Source organism: Terribacillus sp. FSL K6-0262, assembly GCF_037977385.1.
GTDB lineage: Bacteria > Bacillota > Bacilli > Bacillales > Amphibacillaceae > Terribacillus.
Genome location: NZ_CP150277.1, coordinates 3282336 through 3297364, shown reverse-complemented (window position 1 = coordinate 3297364; position 15029 = coordinate 3282336). Strand labels below are relative to the sequence as shown.

Here is a 15029-nt window from a genome sequence, read left to right as displayed (position 1 = left end):
GGGATTGATCGAGGTCTATACCGATGGTGCTTCCAGCGGCAATCCAGGGGAAAGCGGAGCTGGGATCGTGGTCATAAAAGAAGGTGTCCGCAAGACATACAGCATTCCGCTAGGGATGATGTCGAATCATCAAGCTGAATTCTGGGCCATCATCAAGGCTTTGGAAATCTGTCGTGAAGAGCACCCTGAAGCCATCATTTCCTTACGTTCGGATTCCCAGGCAGCCGTACAGGCAATCGATAAGGAATACACAAAGAACAAAGAATTCCGTCCATTATTAGAACAAATAATGGAGCTGAGCCGGGTATTTCCTTATTTTTTCATCAAATGGATACCGGAAAAACAAAACAAAGCAGCCGATCAGCTTGCACGGGAAGCAATCCGCAGACTCATTGATAAGTAAGCTGGAACCCTTTTCTCGCAAGCAGATCTTCTGCTTGTTTTTTTGTCTGCACCCCTTCTTCCCCGATCAAATCCAGTACACTTAAGTAGAAGCTGCCGTCAAATGCATGCTGGAATCTAAGTGTGACCTGAAGTGCGACTACCACTTTCCAATCAGGCGCATTTGCATAGTTTTTTCCGAAATAGATGAACTGTACATCTTCATCTGTCAGTTTAAAGCCTTTCGCCCATAAATCATCCAAAAAATACGCCAAGCTTTGTTTCTTCAAGTGCAAAACCCCTTTATCAGAATCCGTTTTTAATTATAGCATTCTTGTTTCCGGTTTCAACCGAATCTTGAAAATTCCCTTTTTCTCCATTTATCAGATTCTTCCTATTCTTTGAACATTTCTACTAAGTATTTACAATTCAAAAAGTTAGCATTAAACTAATAAAGCCAATCAGAAAGGGGATGTTAGCGTGAAAAAGCTCATGTACTTGCTTGCGTTAACGGCTATCGTAGCCATCTTTGCAACAGGTTGTTCAAGTGCCGGATCACAAAGCGAATCTGACAGCGGTTCAGAAAAAACAGAAACGACCGATGTCAAAAAAGAACTTCTTCGTACACAAATGGATTTCACAGCAGATTTCAGTGCTTATTACGCACCGATTGCAGCTTATCAGACTGCTCTGGCTGATGAAGCTTCCACAGACGATGTAATCAAGACTTCTGCTGAAGCAGCTAAGAAAGCAGCAGATGAAGGTGCAGCAAAGCTTGCTGATTATGATCTGGAAAGCAATCTTCCGGATGAACAGAAAGAAACATTCACCAAATCTTTGGATTCGCTGAAAGCTTATTTCGAGGAAGTGAGCAAAGCAATCGACGCTTCTGAAACAGAGCCGAACTTCGATGCAGCTCAGAAGCACTTCGATACCTTCCAGTCCGACTTGGAAGGTATCTATAAAGATGCCGGTCTGCAAGTACCAGACATGGCCGCTGCTTTAAGCTAATAAAGGAAAAACGATGCAGATAGACTCTGCATCGTTTTTTCATAGCTGGTAGATTTTGCTGTATTTCTCCGTCAGATAGGATACGAGATAATCGGCATTCAAACCCTCGCCTGTCACATCCTGCAGCAGTTCCAACGGTTTCTTCGCTTTCCCGTATTGATGGATTTTTTCCGTCAGCCATTGCTTGATCGGCGCAAACTCGCCTTGTTCAATCAATTGATCGGTATCCAAGGTTTCCTGCATCTTCGCATGGAATTGCGCCGCATACATATAACCCAATGCATAGGATGGGAAATAGCCGAAATCACCGCCGGACCAGTGAATGTCCTGAAGTACGCCTTGGGAATCACTTTCCGGAACGATACCGAGGTATTCCTCCATTTTCCTGTTCCAGATTGCCGGCAGCTCGGCAACCGTAATCTCATCCTTGAATAAAGCCTTCTCCAATTCATAACGAATCATGATATGCAAAGCATATGTCAATTCGTCAGCCTCGATACGGATAAAGGATGCCTTCACCTCGTTGACTGCCTGATAGAAGGTATCAAAATCGATTCCTTGCAAAGAAGCAGGTGCATACGTCTTGAATTCCTCGAAATGACCTTTCCAGAATGCCTCGCTGCGGGCAACGAAATTCTCCCAGAATAATGACTGTGATTCATGGATTCCCATGCTCGTACCACCTGCCAAAGGAGTGGCAGCTAGTTTTTCGGCTATATTCTGCTCATAGAGTGCATGTCCGCCTTCATGGATCGTACCGAAGACTGCCATTCGGAAATCTTCTTCATCATAACGTGTCGTGATGCGGACATCTTTTGGATTCAGCGTGATTTCAAACGGGTGAATGGTATCATCCAATCTTCCCGCCTCGAAATCATAGCCCATTTTTTCCAGGACGGAGAGGGTGAATGCCTTCTGCTGTTCCTTCGAAAAATGTGTCTGGAGGACGCTCACATCGGGTTTCACTTCAGATTGCTTGATTCGTCCGAGCAAATTCGTCAGTGATTTCCGCAATGCCGGGAACACTTCATCCAATGTTTCCATTGTCACGCCTGGTTCATATAAGTCCAGCAGGACATCATAAGGATGCTGATCGGCATTCCAATAGGAGGCAAATTTCTTCTTATAGGCAATCAGTTCCTCCAAATACGGCTGGAGCAACCGGAAATCCCCCTTCTCTCTTGCTTCTCCCCATACAGTTTCAGCTTTGGATTGAAGCATGATATAAGCCTTATACTCTTCTTCAGGGATCTTCCTGTTGCGGTTGTATTCCTTTTCGCTCTCAGCCAGGGATTTGATGAGAATCTCATCCTCTGCACTTTGCTTCAGCTCGTCGATCAGGTCCTTTAGTTTGTCAGATGTGGAAAGTCGATGCGCCTGCTGCGATAAATAGCTGATCGCCTCGGCACGGTATTCCATGCCGGCTTTCGGTGCTTTTGTCCGTAAATCCCAATGCATGAGGGCTATCGCCTCTTCATATGCTTTTTGTTCCTTGATCAAGTCCCAATATTGCTGTGTTGCATCTGACATACCATCCGCTCCCTTTTACATATGTTTACCGAAATACTGATAATAATCGGTTTTGATGAAACCATTGAAAAGCTTGCGTTTCTTAGTTGCCTTCTTGCCATAGAAGGATTCGAAGCCTTCATGCGAGGTTAAGATATAGCCGCTCCAGGACGGGTTATCCTGCATGATACCGCCAAGCTCTTTATAGGCTTTTTCCACCTGCGGGCGATCTCCCAATCTTTCCCCATATGGCGGATTCGTTATCATATAGCCATTGTCCTGCTTCGGATTCCAATCTGCCACTTGCATCTGTCTCCAGTTGATTAATTCCCCAAGGCCTGCTTCGATACTATTTGCCTTCGCGATTTCCACCATTTTATGATCGATATCCGAACCGGAAATTTGGAGCTGCTGGTCATAATTGGCCAAATCCTCTGCTTCTTCAAGGGCCTTTTCCCAAAGATCGGATTTCACCCAATGCCAATTTTCAGCATCAAATTCGCGGTTGAAACCAGGTGCGATATTCTGACCGATCAGTGCGGCTTCGATAGCAATCGTGCCGCTGCCGCAGAATGGATCATGCAGCGGGAATTCCGGACGCCAATTCGTCAAAAGCACCATCGCAGCTGCAAGGGTTTCCTTGATTGGTGCTTCACCTTGTCCAACGCGATAGCCGCGTTTATGCAAACCGGTACCGCTCGTATCCAATGTCAAGCTAACAGTATCCTTCAAGATAGCTACTTCGATTCGGTGTCTTGGACCGGATTCCTCCAGCCAGGAAGCAATGCCGTATTTCCGTTTCAATCGTTCCACTACGGCCTTCTTCACGATGCGCTGACAATCGGGTACGCTGTAAAGCGTTGACTTGACACTCTTGCCGATGACTGGGAACTCCCCATCTTCCTGTATGTATTCCTCCCACGGCAGCGCCTTTGTCTGTTCAAAAAGTTCATCGAAAGTAGTTGCCTTGAATTCACCGACGAGCACTTTGATGCGGTCGGCAGTGCGCAGCCAAAGATTACAACGGGCAATGGCAGATGGATCTGCCTTGAATAAAACCTTCCCATTGTCGACTTGCACTTCTTCATAGCCCAGCTGCTTCACTTCACGTGCAACGACAGCTTCCAATCCCATCGCAGCAGTGGCGATCAGGGTCACTTGCCTGTTCATCATGTAAAACCTCGCTTTTATGTATTAAAAAGCCCTCTCTAGCTGAAACCAGTTAGAAAGGGCTGTTCGTTGTATACAGTGGACCAAATGAATGTTCTGTAAGCCATGTTCTGTACCGATGCACTGCGAGCGGTGGTCAGCCTCGTACAACGGCAGTAATCATCTATCTACAAGCTCATCGCCTGTCCCTTTTTAGGTTGAATTCCCATAATCAAGGGTGCCCCTACCAACATTTGGGTTGCTCACTCGCGGGGTTTACCTCGTTCCACTCAGCAAGTTTCCAAGCTGACTACGTCACTGTGGCACTTTCAAGACATGTCGGCCATATCCGAAGACTTAGGCGTTCTGCCTGCCGTTAGCATTGCTGCTACCTTGGCTTATGAATTCGCCAAGCACGAACACTACAAGCATCTCAGCTTGTGTGAGCATGGACTTTCCTCTGCATTGCTGCAGCGATTACTCAAACATTCATTTTAAGTTGCTTTCCTATTGTACGAGGTTAGGCGACAATAGTCAAGACCATCCGGCATCAAACATCATTCTCGGCGAACTTTTTGCCGAAAACGGCCTTTTCCAGATTGGACAAGCGTTTCAGTATATCATAATTCACCTGATGGTTCGTTTGTGTCTCCCGTACAGCTGCAGGCTGTGCTGCCTGTTCCTTCGGCTGCTGTGCCGCTCTCGATTGCGGTCTGCTTTCGTTTGAGAGCTGCTGCTTCAATCGCTCATTTTCACTTTTCAATCGATCGATTTCTTTTTGGAATGTTTCATAATCCTGGATGATTTTATCCAGGTATTCATCGACTTCATCTTGATTATAACCGCGCATAGCGGTTTTAAAGTTCTTTTCAAAGATATCTTTTTGTGTCAGTTGGATATTTGCCAATGCCATACACAAGTCACCTCATTTATACGATTGTATATAAGTACATTCTTTCAAAATCAACCGGGATTGTCAATTTTCTTCTCAAGTCTGATCCCAATAGGATGGATCGTTCATTTGTTCCCGCTCGACCGTGTCCTGCAAATCCAGGGCAGTTATATAGTAAAGCTCATAATCATGGGCTTCCTGATAGCTCTGCGCTTCTTTGAGGAAGAAATCCACGCTGCCTGTCTGGTTCTCGTCATACATGACAAGTGCCGCCTCGGTTTTCGACAGCATCCATTTATCTCGTGCCTTGAACTGATAGGGGCCTTTATAGTCCCCATCATATATGGGCTGGTAAAAGTCAGCAAGCATGATCACTTCCTGGTAGTCTTCCTGCAGTTCCTCCGACCATCGCGCATCTTGATTATCAAAGGGCGGTATGACAGCCAACCGGATGTCATACCCCTCTTCCTTCAAATCAAGCACGATCTGCGCTGCCCACAGCTCCACACCCGTCTGGCCCGACAGCAGCACCCATTGCAATCCGGATTCGATGAGACCGATCAGCTTGTCCCGTATGGTTTGCTTGATATAATGCACACGCGGATCACTCATTTTAAAGATTCCCATTTCATAGTGCTTGTATCCTGTGACGTATAAATTCTTCATCCGGGACATGCTCTCCTTTTCTTTTGCTGTTTCTATCTAAACATAAAAGAGCCGGCATACGCCAGCTCGATAACGATCAATACCACTTTTTCTGAGATGGTTTTGGTTTAGGTGCCATTTGCGGCTGCTGCTCCGGCATTGGCTGATACGTTTGCGGGCTCACTTGCTGCGGCATGTGCATCTGCATATGCTTCATAGGTCCGCAATTATGGCATGGATTCGGACGAGGCGGAGAGTTATGAGTCGGGCTGAGATGAGTTTCTTCCACTGATTGCTCATTCGCAAAAGAAGTCGTATGCGGATATGCATGGACATTCTTTACTTTATGATGGTTGACCACTGTTGTGTGGACTGGGTGTATATGCTCAATGACCTCTTCGGAATATGTGTGTTGTACATTATTCATGACAGGTTCGACAAATGTCTTCGTACCGCAGTGTACAGTATGCTGCGGCTGCATCTGCGGACAGCAATGTCTTTTACGCATGTTCTTTCCCCTTTCTGTATTGGATTCCCTATAACATATGAAAGGGCGAAAGAACATGTACTATGACAACAACCTAATTTTCAGGTGTTTACCCTGATTAACCTGTCCGTATTTTTTAAAGCTTCCAAGTCCTGTACACCGATGCCGAACATACTGATCCGAAGCTCCAGCTCCAGCTGCTCGAAACGCTCGATCAGCGCCTCTGCAGAATCGACAGCTTCAGGAAGTATCGAACGTCCGTATCCTGCCATATCAGCACCTAATGCGATGGCTTTGGCAGCATCCACGCCATTGGTGATTCCGCCGCTTGCGATGAGGCATTCTGGCGGCTGTGACAATCCGCTGAGCTGCTCGACGCTTTGAGCTGTAGGGATGCCCCAATCAAGGAAAGCTGAAGCAGCTCGTTGTTTGATCGGATTCCGGGAACGGTATTTTTCCACCTCGATCCATGAAGTACCGCCAGCACCAGCGGTATCGATGAATTGCACACCTGCTTCGATCAGCTGTCTGCAAGTGTCCGGCGCAATCCCGAAGCCAACTTCTTTCACCCCGATTGGTATATCCAGTTTTTCTGCCACTTTTGCGATTTTTGTCAATAAACCGCTGAAATCAGTATCTCCTTCATCCTGGAAAACTTCCTGCATGCTGTTGAGATGAAGAACGATGGCGTCTGCACCTGTCAAACGAACGATTTCACTGCATTCTTCCGCCCCATAACCATAATTCAGCTGCACAGCGCCGATATTCGCAAAAATAGGGATGGTCGGAGCTTGTTCCCGAATCTGGAAACTGGCAGCAGCGGTTTTATTCTCCAGTGCCACCCGACTGGAGCCAAGGCCTAAAGCCCATCCCTTTTGTTCAGCTGCCAAGGCTAAATTCCTGTTGATTTCATGTGCACGCGGTGTACCGCCTGTCATACTGCTGATCAGAAAAGGCACTTTCACCTGTTTATCCAGAAACTTAGTGGAAGTATCAATCGATGCAAAGCTGATTCCAGGAAGAGCCTGATGCTCGAATCGGTAATACTCAAAACCAGTCGAGATCCCTTTTCCCTGCACTTGTTCGTTCAACGTAATATGTATATGTTCATCCTTACGGCTATGTATGGATCTTTCTGTCATCCTGTTATCCCCCTGGTTCCTGGAGCTATCCTTATGATTTGTTTGGGCTGTCAAATTCCCATCAATAGTACCCATCCGTGCACTGCCTCGTATGAACCGCAAAATACCAGCATATGATGCGTGTCCTGATTGGGAAATGTGGAAAGCTTATCGTTTGACTCATACCGCTGGCAGGAGCAAGTATCACAGCATCCGCATCTGGGAAAGCACAAAAAATTATCGACTATATCCCATAACGCTTTTCAAAAAATTCAAGGTGAATGCCTTATTATAATGGACAGGAATAAGAAAACTATGTTAAGCCAGCTGTATAGGATCCTGACAGCTCCATCTCGATAAGCGTATCACAGGCATAATCACCATTGATAGTCAATATTAGGTCGCTGAAATTTCCCGCGTCAAGCTTCTGCCCTCCATTCCCCGTCACTCCTCTGCTCAAGATGAAAAGCGTCAATCGCAATATATCCTGCCCTTTCATTCATGGACGGAGCAGACACGCGGACCCGTTCCTCATTGAGCCTGCCAAGACGGAATTTCCTCTCCAACAAGAGCTTCCTTTAATGTCTCCTTGCTGCAGAGACTGTCAAGGAGAGCCGGCAGAGCCCGTTGCATGGCAGGTTAAAGCAGATCTCCATGCTTGAAATCCCTCAAGATGCTATGCGCTTTCGATAAAAAAGATCTAAAGCTTGTGCGCTTTAGATCTTTTGGGCGAGTGTCATTTTGCCGCTTTTTCGTCCGAGAACAAATCTTCTGGCTGAAAAGAGAACGGAAGCAATTCTTCCATTGTAATTGTTTTTGAAATTCCGTTCATATTTGCGATGTGGATAACGGCATCATGAGGGAAGAATTCGGCCATCACCTGTCTGCACGAACCGCATGGCGGGACTGGCCGCTCGGTATTCGCTACCACGGCAATCTCCGAGAATTCCCGTTCCCCATTTGCGATTGCTTGGAAAATAGCGGTTCTTTCGGCACAGCATGTCACTGGATAAGCCGCATTCTCGATATTGCAGCCCTGATACACATTCCCCGACTTTGTCAGGACAGCCGCCCCCACTCCGAACTTGGAATAAGGTATATATGCCCTTTCCCTTGCTTCCTTCGCTAATTCGATCAATTCCTCTTTCGTCATGTCATTCTTCCTCTCCGTCGTTTCCTTCTAATCTGTCCAGATCTTCATCAAGCAATTGGATGACGTAACCGATCGATTGGTGATAATCCATATATCGTTCGGAACGGATATCTATGTAGTAGCTATGCAGGATGATCAGATGGACATTCTCTTCTGTTGATTGGATTTGCTGCGGATGCACACTCACATCGCGCTGCTGGACAAAATCTGCTGCAGAGTGATGCCATTTTTGCAGCAGCTCATACATCGGTTCTGTTTCCCTCTTCACCAAATCGAAGAAGGCTCTATCATGCTTATCACTTGGCGGCTCCTCCGTAAGAAACCGATTTTTCAGACGGGTCAGCATGCCGGAAAGCTGCTTGTTATATATGCGTAATGTCGTCAATGAAATCCCTTCTCTGCTTATCGTGTTGTTCTATTATACAAGCAGTCAGGCTAATTTACCATGCTCATGACTCCATTTAACCTGCTTTCTATCCAGATATGACTCGACTTCAAGCACTCTTTCTATCAAAGGCTGCTTCCATGCCATCCTGGAACGGTTTGCCTGTACGGTGAGTCTTTGATCCAATCTTCTGTAAGTGCCGGCGAGCTGGAACAAGGCCAGCTGCACTTCTTCCTTCGTCACACCATTTTGCTTGTTCATCCGTATGCCCCCTTTTTCTTTAGGTTTCTGCCACGGGAAGCGTTCTCCTGCACAACTGACAAAACAACAAAAAATACGCGTGCATCCGCATGATTCAGAGCTCTTTCGCCCATCCTAACAGTAAAGGAGGGTGAATGATGAAAAAGCAGGAAAAGAAGACATCGACTGGCCAGAAACGCCCGACAGCCCGCACTGCCGGTGACGGATACGATAAAAAGCTTGATGGACCGAATCGTCCTTCCATATAAGAGCAAAAGCAAAGCGATCACCAGACCGCTTTGCTTTTTTTCTTGAAGAAGATAGCAGCGAAAGCCATCACTTTCCGCTTCCAATAAAATACGGTGCCTGTCGGCCGAAAATCCTTATCCGCCGGAGTCATCATCCAACTTTGCTTGATGCCCCCATTCCTGTACCAGTCCTTGCGAATAATATCCTTGTGTGAAATGACTGGATAGCATTGACTTAAAGAGCTGCTGCCAGCTGTTCTAAAACGGCTGTAACGCTCATAATCATCTCGAGATGCAGTATGGGGCGTCTTCCTGGCAAACTGAAGAAATTCCGGATGAAGACGGTCATGAAAGAGCAGCTGGCTCAGCTCCTTGCCCATCCGTATCCGATCATCCACACTCGTAAAATGATGTGCATATAATCCATATAATCTCCCATCCAAAGTCGGGAAAAACACTGCATTCAAACGAAAAAAATCCTGCAGCCGATACGGCCATCTCCTGAAGATGTGCTCTTGATAAAAGGACTGGACGATGACAGGCGATCCAATGACATGTTGTTCATTGATGATCAAACTGTAAAGCAAACGCTGACCGTCGTTTTCATCCAGGTACTGCCGCCATGCTTCCCTCATAAAGGCGGATACATGAAAATGCTGCAGATGGCAGATCATGTCGATTTTTCCTTGCTTATGAGCCTCATAAAGCAGCAGCTGCGGATAGGCATCGGAGAATATCAGCCAATTGGCGCGCTCATATAGGGAAAAGAGTTGTTTTCTGATACGGGCAGACAATAAGCATCTGTACATATCCAGCTGCAGATCGGTCATGTTCCAACCCGCATTCCTGGAAACCATCGAGGCTAAAAACGCCCATCGTATCTCTGGATTTGCTTCATAAAAAGCTTGATAAGCCATCGTTCTTCGGATATTATCTAAATTTGCAGCAGCTGTTTTCTCTTCGATGGAAGCAAGCAAGTTCGCTCTGTCAGTAAATGTCATCGAATTGCCCCTTTTATTAGTTGAGTTACAGACGCAAAGTGAAGTATTCTAAGGATTATGGTATGATCATTCCTATAGCGGGGGGAAAAACGTGCAATATCCTAATGGGAAAAAGACCATCAGACAGACTGCTGCATCAAGGCTTTCACAGCATATCGACTTTGGCAACAGGGGGATGACTTTAGAGCAAGATATCAATGAAACAAACGAATATTATCTTGCCCGGCAAAAAGCTGTCATTCACAAAAAACCGACCCCTGTGCAAATTGTACAAGTCGATTATCCAAAACGAAGTGCAGCGGTCATAAAAGAAGCGTATTTCAAACAAGCATCCACTACGGATTATAATGGCATCTATCGTGGAAAATATGTGGATTTTGAAGCGAAGGTCACGAAAAACAAGACCAGTTTCCCTCTCTCCAATTTTCACGAGCACCAAATCACCCACATGCAGCATGTCTGCAGCCATGGTGGAATTTGCTTCGTGATCATGCGTTTCACCGCACATGATCAAACATTTTTTTTCGAAGCAGAGAAACTTTTTCCGTGGTGGAAACGTCAATATGATGGAGGAAGAAAATCCATCCCTTATGATATCATTTGTAAGGAAGGTTTTCTGATTCCGATGAAGTATCAGGCAAAGGTCGATTATCTGCACATCATCGACCAGCTTCATTTTAGAACGGAGGAAGAGGAGTAATGGCAGAAAAGGGCCAATCTCGTGCATCAAGACGAAAACAGAAAAAGAAAAAAAGACCTATTTGGAAGAAAATATTGCTTACGATTGTCTTGATAGGTGTATTATGCGTCATAGCTGGCGGAAGCGTGTTCGCCTACTATGCTGCAACAGCGCCTAAATTGGACGAAGAGAAATTATCCGACCCTGCTTCAAACATCGTCTATGACATGAATGGCGATGAATTTGCAGAACTGGGATCGGAATCCAGGCGAAAAGTAAACTATGATGAGCTGCCTCAGCAGCTGATCGATGCTGTCACGGCAACGGAGGATTCCCGCTTCTTCGAGCATAATGGAATTGATATCATCCGTACCGGCGGCGCATTGATCTCGAACATTAAAAATGGCTTCGGTGCAGAAGGCGGAAGCACAATCGACCAGCAGGTCATCAAACGCTCCTTCCTATCACCCGAGAAAACCATTAAACGAAAAATGCAGGAATGGTGGCTTGCCTTCCAGCTCGACCGTAAATATTCAAAAGAAGAAATTCTGGAAATGTATTTAAACAAAGTATTCTACGGTCAGTATGCATATGGAGTCGCCACGGCAGCGGAAACGTACTTCGGCAAGGACGATCTAAACGATCTTACCCTTCCGGAAATAGCTTTGCTGGCTGGATTACCGCAGCGCCCTACGGCATATAACCCATTCGAAAATCCTGATTTGGCTCAGGAGCGCATGAATACCGTACTTGACTTGATGGTGCAGCATGAAAAGATCACACAGGCAGAAGCCGATGAAGCGAAAAAGACGAAAGTCGAAGATTTGCTTACTGAAAAGCAGCCGCAGCAGAACAAATACGGTGCTTTCCTTGATCAAGTGCAAAAGGAACTTAGTGAACGATTTGATGACACAGATCTTAACCTAGACGGCATGAAGATTTATACGACTTTGGATCCCGATGCACAGGAGACAGTCGAAAATGCACTAAGTGAGGACAGCGGCATCGTTTGGCCGGATGAGGAATTACAAGCTGGTATCACCCTGCTTGATACGAAGAGCGGAGCAATTCGTGCAATCGGCGGCAACCGGAACAACGAACTCGGCGGATTCAACTATGCTATCCAAGGTGATGGACGTCAGCCAGGATCGGGTATGAAGCCCATTTTGGATTACGCCCCGGCATTTGAAAACGGAATCTATACATCAACGTATGAACAAATCCATGATGAACCTATTACGATCGGCAACTGGAGTCCGGGCAACTATGACGACCAGTTCCATGGCTGGATGAGTGCAAGGACTGCATTGGCAAAATCTTATAATATTCCAGCAATCAAGACATTCCAAGCTGTTGGAGCTGAAAACGCAGAACAATTTGCAAATGGTTTGGGTCTGGAATTCAAGGATGGCATCAAGAACGGAGATAGTATAGGCGGAGCAGCTCAATTCCATACTATCGATATGGCTGGTGCATATGCGGCATTTGGTAACGAAGGAATTTATACAGAACCCTATGCCATTACAAAAATCGAGTTCAGCGACGGAAGCACTTTGGATATGAAACCAGATTCCGAAGCTGCAATGAGTGATTCCACAGCTTATATGGTCACTGACATGATGCGCTCTGTCATGACAGAAGGTACTGGAACATTGGCTAATGTACCTGGATTGGATATTGCCGGTAAAACCGGTACGACGAATCTGGAAAATCAAGAAGGCAGCCCGGATTCCTGGATGAATGGCCTGACGACAAACTACACCCTATCCGTCTGGACTGGTTACGATAAAGGTAATAAGGTAATTCAGGATGGAAATGGTGTCATCGGTACAAATGTCGCCAAATACCTGTTCAAGCAAATCATGACTGAAGTGCATGAAGGCAAGGATACGGAAAGTTTCAAAAAACCCAGCAGCGTAGTGGAGGCGAAAGTCGAAAAAGGCTCTCGCCCCGCTGCTTCCCCTAGCAGCGGAACCCCCGCTTCCGAGATTTTGACGGAGTTATTCCTGAAGGGCCACTTGCCTGGTGCCACTTCCGAAAGATATGAAGAAGAAATCGATCCGGTGACCGGACTTTCTGCAAGCTATGACGAAGCAAGCAACAGCATCAATGTCAGCTGGAATTATGACGGTGATGCAAGCTTCAGTGTAAGCGCCGATCCAAACGGCTCCCAGACTACTTCGGATACTTCGGCTGTGATTGAGAACGTCGAAGCTGGACAAACCTATAGCATTTCGGTTACGGCTTCCGTCGATGGGGAAACCAGTGAAGCGAAAACGACTTCCGTCACTGTTCCTGGCGAAGATGAAAACGCGGAAGAAGAAGAAAATCCGGATGAAAATGCCGAGGATCAACAGGATCAGACGGAAGAAGATCAGCAGAATGAGGACGAGCAGGATCAGGATCAAAACGATGATCAGAACCAAGACCAAAACCAAAACCAAGATCAAAATGCCGATGAAAACAGCGGACAGAATAACGACAATGCCAACAATAATGGTAATAATGGCAATAGTAATGGCAATGGCAATGAAAATGGTAACGGTAATGGTAATGAAGACTCTGGTCAGACTGGGGATTCTGGCAGCACGGAAGGTGAAACCGATCAAGGTGATCAGGGCGACGAATCCAATCAAGATGCTGAAAATGGTACAAGCCCTGACGATTCAGAGTCTCAGCAATGATGAAACTATAAAAGGCAGTCACTTCAAATTGGAGTGACTGCCTTTTTATTTTGCTTCTGCTTTGAGGCGCTTCTTCCCTTCCCGGCATATATCGTTTAATGGGCATGCCAGGCAGTTTGGGTTTCTTGCCTTGCAATGATATCGGCCGAAAAAGATCATCCGGTGGTGTGTATCGCTCCACTCATCACGCGGAACCTTTTTCATCAAGGTATTTTCTACTTCAGTGACATTATCTTTCCATCGGCAAAAACCAAGCCGCTTGGAGACTCTTTCGACATGGGTGTCCACTGCGATAGCTGGTTCATTGAATGCAACAGATGCCACGACATTGGCTGTCTTGCGCCCCACTCCAGCCAGCTTGACCAGTTCATCACGTGTGTCAGGAACGATGCCATCGTATTGATCGATCAATGTCTGACACAGCTTTTGGATATTCTTTGCTTTATTGCGGTAAAGACCGATGGAACGGATGTCATGCTGCAGCTCCTCGAGGGATACAGCCAAATAATCTTCCGGAGTCTTATATTTTTGGAATAAATCCTTCGTCACTTTATTGACAAGATTATCGGTACATTGCGCTGATAGCAGGACGGCGATGACAAGCTCAAATGGATTTTTGTGGACCAGCTCACAGGCTGCCTCCGGGAACATATCCCGCATGACGTCCAACGCCCGCCGTATCTGTGTTTTGTTCAGCATCGTCTGCTTTCCTCCTCAGTCCTCTTCCAGCCAGTTGTAATAAATACTCACATCACGGGCTGGTGCTTGCTGATCTGCTTGCACTGCAGCAGCAGGCCTCTGGTTCTCATGGAATGATTTACTGTGTTTACGAGCCTGATCCACTGTTCGTATGCCTTTGCGTTTCCATTCCCGCAGGATACGATCGATATAGCGGAAATTCAATTTGCTCATCAATACCGCTTCTCGTAATGCTGCTTTGATCAGTGACGGCGGCTGCATATCCTCATCCAGCCATAGGGTGATCGTTTCGATTTCAAAAGGTGATAAAGGCCGGCCGAATTCCTGCTCAAAGAGTATGAATATGGCTGCCTCTTCTTCTTTGTCTGTGTTCTTTTCAGGTTCTGGGTAGACGGTTTCGGCAAACACCAAGTGCCATAATCCATTCAGACTGTACGCTTGGCTGCGCACATCCTCTTCCTGGACATCTTCGATCTGAAGCATATTCCGCTGGACCAGCTTACGCAAAACAAGAGCTACTTCCCTTTCTGACAGTGTCACTCTTGCTGCCAATTCATCTGTAGTCGGAAACATCGTACCCTGCTGCTGGAAAAAGCAGATATGCAAAATGACCATCATTTCTGTCTCATTCAAGCCGAGCGCAGCATAACGTTCCATCAGCATACCGGGAAAGGAAAATGGATTTCCCAGCATTCTTTGGTAGTTTAAATCGTTATTCATCTGGGTTCTCCTTCCTTTAATAGGA

18 protein-coding genes and 1 other RNA gene are annotated in these 15029 nt (G+C 46.2%); 5 read left to right on the top strand and 14 right to left on the bottom strand.

Annotation, left to right across the window (positions count from 1 at the left end):
- Positions 1–4 precede the first annotated feature (4 nt).
- Complete coding sequence (locus MHI54_RS16975; RefSeq protein ID WP_095215219.1) at positions 5–403, top strand: ribonuclease HI family protein; 399 nt, start codon at positions 5–7, stop codon at positions 401–403.
- Here MHI54_RS16975 and MHI54_RS16970 read toward each other — a convergent pair.
- Positions 390–671 carry a DUF6123 family protein gene (locus tag MHI54_RS16970; RefSeq protein WP_095215220.1) on the bottom strand — a complete coding sequence of 94 codons (282 nt, stop codon included), beginning with the start codon at positions 669–671 and terminating at the stop codon, positions 390–392. The two genes, MHI54_RS16975 and MHI54_RS16970, sit on opposite strands and share 14 nt — an antisense overlap.
- A 190-nt stretch (positions 672–861) precedes the next feature.
- Between MHI54_RS16970 and MHI54_RS16965 the strand changes: the two genes are divergently transcribed.
- Positions 862–1392: a hypothetical protein gene (locus MHI54_RS16965; RefSeq protein WP_340082067.1), complete on the top strand. Its 531-nt coding sequence runs from the start codon at positions 862–864 to the stop codon at positions 1390–1392.
- Positions 1393–1431: 39 nt separating this feature from the next.
- Here MHI54_RS16965 and MHI54_RS16960 read toward each other — a convergent pair whose 3' ends face one another.
- From MHI54_RS16960 to MHI54_RS16915, 10 genes are all read right to left on the bottom strand, one after another.
- A complete protein-coding gene (locus MHI54_RS16960) occupies positions 1432–2922 on the bottom strand; it encodes a carboxypeptidase M32 (protein WP_340082066.1) in 1491 nt (496 codons plus the stop codon).
- A gap of 15 nt (positions 2923–2937) precedes the next feature.
- Positions 2938–4071 (bottom strand): class I SAM-dependent RNA methyltransferase, encoded by a 1134-nt coding sequence (locus MHI54_RS16955; RefSeq protein ID WP_340082972.1) that lies wholly within the window; start codon positions 4069–4071, stop codon positions 2938–2940.
- Positions 4072–4165: 94 nt separating this feature from the next.
- An RNA gene (gene rnpB, locus MHI54_RS16950) (RNase P RNA component class B) lies at positions 4166–4539 on the bottom strand.
- A gap of 61 nt (positions 4540–4600) precedes the next feature.
- Complete coding sequence (gpsB, locus tag MHI54_RS16945) at positions 4601–4963, bottom strand: cell division regulator GpsB (RefSeq protein ID WP_095215223.1); 363 nt, start codon at positions 4961–4963, stop codon at positions 4601–4603.
- 75 nt (positions 4964–5038) lie between these two features.
- Positions 5039–5608, bottom strand: coding sequence for an SLOG family protein (locus MHI54_RS16940; RefSeq protein WP_340082065.1), 570 nt, complete (start codon positions 5606–5608; stop codon positions 5039–5041).
- A 76-nt stretch (positions 5609–5684) separates the two neighbouring features.
- Positions 5685–6095, bottom strand: a complete 411-nt coding sequence (locus MHI54_RS16935) for a CotD family spore coat protein (RefSeq protein ID WP_340082064.1) — start codon at positions 6093–6095, stop codon at positions 5685–5687.
- Positions 6096–6175: 80 nt separating this feature from the next.
- Complete coding sequence (fni, locus tag MHI54_RS16930; protein WP_340082063.1) at positions 6176–7216, bottom strand: type 2 isopentenyl-diphosphate Delta-isomerase; 1041 nt, start codon at positions 7214–7216, stop codon at positions 6176–6178.
- A 715-nt stretch (positions 7217–7931) separates the two neighbouring features.
- Positions 7932–8348, bottom strand: coding sequence for a cytidine deaminase (locus MHI54_RS16925; protein ID WP_340082062.1), 417 nt, complete (start codon positions 8346–8348; stop codon positions 7932–7934).
- A gap of 1 nt (position 8349) precedes the next feature.
- Positions 8350–8733, bottom strand: coding sequence for a DUF1798 family protein (locus MHI54_RS16920; RefSeq protein ID WP_233134877.1), 384 nt, complete (start codon positions 8731–8733; stop codon positions 8350–8352).
- 45 nt (positions 8734–8778) lie between these two features.
- Complete coding sequence (locus MHI54_RS16915; RefSeq protein WP_340082061.1) at positions 8779–8994, bottom strand: hypothetical protein; 216 nt, start codon at positions 8992–8994, stop codon at positions 8779–8781.
- A gap of 137 nt (positions 8995–9131) precedes the next feature.
- Here MHI54_RS16915 and MHI54_RS16910 point away from each other — a divergent pair, with 137 nt between their 5' ends.
- Positions 9132–9242 carry a spore protein gene (locus MHI54_RS16910; RefSeq protein WP_143588940.1) on the top strand — a complete coding sequence of 37 codons (111 nt, stop codon included), beginning with the start codon at positions 9132–9134 and terminating at the stop codon, positions 9240–9242.
- Between the two features lie 17 nt (positions 9243–9259).
- Here MHI54_RS16910 and MHI54_RS16905 read toward each other — a convergent pair whose 3' ends face one another.
- A complete protein-coding gene (locus tag MHI54_RS16905; RefSeq protein ID WP_340082060.1) occupies positions 9260–10222 on the bottom strand; it encodes a DUF2515 family protein in 963 nt (320 codons plus the stop codon).
- Positions 10223–10340: 118 nt separating this feature from the next.
- On the opposite strand from MHI54_RS16905, the gene recU reads away from it, so the two are divergent.
- A complete protein-coding gene (gene recU, locus MHI54_RS16900; protein ID WP_233134912.1) occupies positions 10341–10922 on the top strand; it encodes a Holliday junction resolvase RecU in 582 nt (193 codons plus the stop codon).
- Positions 10922–13585: a penicillin-binding protein 1A gene (locus tag MHI54_RS16895; RefSeq protein WP_095215232.1), complete on the top strand. Its 2664-nt coding sequence runs from the start codon at positions 10922–10924 to the stop codon at positions 13583–13585. The genes recU and MHI54_RS16895 overlap by 1 nt, the downstream gene beginning before the upstream one ends.
- A gap of 45 nt (positions 13586–13630) precedes the next feature.
- Here the strand turns inward: MHI54_RS16895 and nth are convergent, their stop codons facing one another.
- A complete protein-coding gene (gene nth, locus MHI54_RS16890; RefSeq protein WP_095215233.1) occupies positions 13631–14284 on the bottom strand; it encodes an endonuclease III in 654 nt (217 codons plus the stop codon).
- A 15-nt stretch (positions 14285–14299) separates the two neighbouring features.
- Positions 14300–15004: a DnaD domain-containing protein gene (locus MHI54_RS16885; protein WP_095215234.1), complete on the bottom strand. Its 705-nt coding sequence runs from the start codon at positions 15002–15004 to the stop codon at positions 14300–14302.
- Between the last annotated feature and the right edge of the window lie 25 nt (positions 15005–15029).